Annotated in this window: 1 protein-coding gene; it reads left to right on the top strand. The window is 52.3% G+C overall.

Translation table 11 applies throughout. The features are described 5' to 3' along the window. Positions 1-536 precede the first annotated feature (536 nt). Positions 537-1,766 carry a transposase gene (locus BAA01_02285; protein ID OUM90496.1) on the top strand — a complete coding sequence of 410 codons (1,230 nt, stop codon included), beginning with the start codon at positions 537-539 and terminating at the stop codon, positions 1,764-1,766. Positions 1,767-2,087: the final 321 nt, after the last annotated feature.

Below are 2,087 nucleotides of genomic sequence, written 5' to 3'. Positions count from 1 at the left end.
CACAAGGATAGTCCAGTGCTTGCCATACCAGCTGAATCACCGGTAAGGCCTCTTGATACATGATGGGTCGATGCCGCTTACGAGTAGTTGAGTTGAGGATGGTCGTTTTACCACCCAACACTTGGATGGCATGCTTTCGATGATATCCCAAGACATGGACGACTTCATCGAGAATGTGAGATTTCTCGTTTCGCGTTTTGGCGTTGCGATAGCGTTCCTGCATTTTGCGTAAGTACTTGTGACGGCTTTGTAGAGACATTCTCACGTCACATCCCCTCGGTAAGATTTTGACGTGAGACTTCCATACCGCAAGCGGCACCACGAGGGATGAAAATAGGCTTTCTTTAGCGTTACAATAAGATTGCGGCTGGTGGAGCAGGTCGTCGATGACTTGGCGCCTTGAGCCCGAACGTGAGACTGAACCCGACGACCAGGTGCACCACGAACTGTTGCCTAGAGCACGCGGGGCAGAATGGTCTGGAAATCGGTCGTTGCACCAGCCTCCAAAACGAAAGCCGCAAGGAGAGTACACCACCATGGACGTCATCTATAGCCATGTTTGTGGACTCGACGTGCACAAGAAGACCGTCGTCGCCTGTGTTCTGACACCAGAAGTCAAGGAGATTCGGACGTACGCCACGATGACCGATGATCTCTTGCAGATGGTCGATTGGATCAAGGAACAGAGTGTCACACACGTGGCGATGGAAAGTACCGGCTCCTATTGGAAACCGATCTACAACCTGCTGGAAGCATCCGGTCTTTCACCTCTGGTTGTCAATGCCAAGCATATCAAAAACGTCCCCGGCCGGAAAACCGATGTGCGCGACGCCGAATGGATTGCCTCTCTCCTGCAGCGGGGGCTGCTCAAAGGAAGTTATATCCCACCACGCGATCAACGTGAACTGCGCGAGCTTTTGAAATATCGCCGCAGTCTCATCCAAGAGCGTGCCCGTGAGATCAACCGAATCCAGAAGGTGCTGGAAGGAGCAAACATCAAGCTTTCCTCCGTCGCAACCGACATCCTTGGCAAATCCTCACGAGCCATGCTAGAGGCCATCATCGCCGGGGAAGAGGATCCGGAAGCCCTTTCATTGCTGGCACTTGGGCGGCTGAAAAACAAGCGGGAAGAACTGAAGCGCGCGCTCAGAGGGTTGATCGGCCCGCATCTTCGCTTCATGCTCGAGCAGCAACTGCGGCACATCGATGCGCTCACCCAGCTTATTGCCGCATTGGATGAAGAAATCGAGCGGCAGATGCGCCCTTTTGATCTTCCCTTGGAGCGTATCCGGAACATCGAGGGCCTTGGGAAGCGAACCACGCAGGAGATCATCGGTGTCATCGGCACCGACATGAACCGGTTTCCGACGGCCGCCCACTTGGCCTCATGGGCGGGTGTCGCTCCAGGGAACAACGAAAGTGCAGGGAAACGACGATCAGGGCGAACGACCAAAGGAAACCCCCTGCTTCGGAGTGCGCTCATCGAAGCAGCACACGCTGCTGCGCGAACGAAAAACACCTTTCTTTCCCGCCTGTACCACCGGCTTGCCGCACGCCGGGGTTCCAAACGCGCGATCGTGGCTGTGGCACACCGCATTTTGGTGATCATCTATCATCTGCTGAAAGAGGATCAGGAGTATCGTCCGCTCAGTCCAACATATTACGAAAAACGCAGGCGAGAACAGATTAAAAAACAAGCAATAAGGAAACTGAACGAGATCGGATATAAAGTCGTGGAGCTAGCAGAGATTGAACAAGGTGCCTAAGCGACTAAAAACCATCAAATTTCCATAAATAGCCATCTCAGATGGCTTAGGTGGGTGTTTTTTTGTCTTTATGCACTTAAACCCCATATTTTCGGGGCAGTGATCCACAATCCTTTGGGTAAGATTTTACCTGGGTGATCGCGCGATATATTCATCTCCTCTACAGATATGATATAATAAAATCGCGATTTTCTGAGCGAGCGCTCAGTTTATTGACGCCAGAAATCGAACGAGCGCTCAGTTGCTAAAGAGCAGGAGGAATCCTACCATGCCGAAACTATTTTCGGAAGAGCATGAGCTTTTTCGCGACACCTTTCGCCG

Source organism: Bacillus thermozeamaize (genome assembly GCA_002159075.1).
Classification (GTDB): domain Bacteria; phylum Bacillota; class Bacilli; order ZCTH02-B2; family ZCTH02-B2; genus Bacillus_BB; species Bacillus_BB thermozeamaize.
Note: the sequence above shows the minus strand (reverse complement) of the source record. Positions and strands in the feature narration are given on the sequence as shown.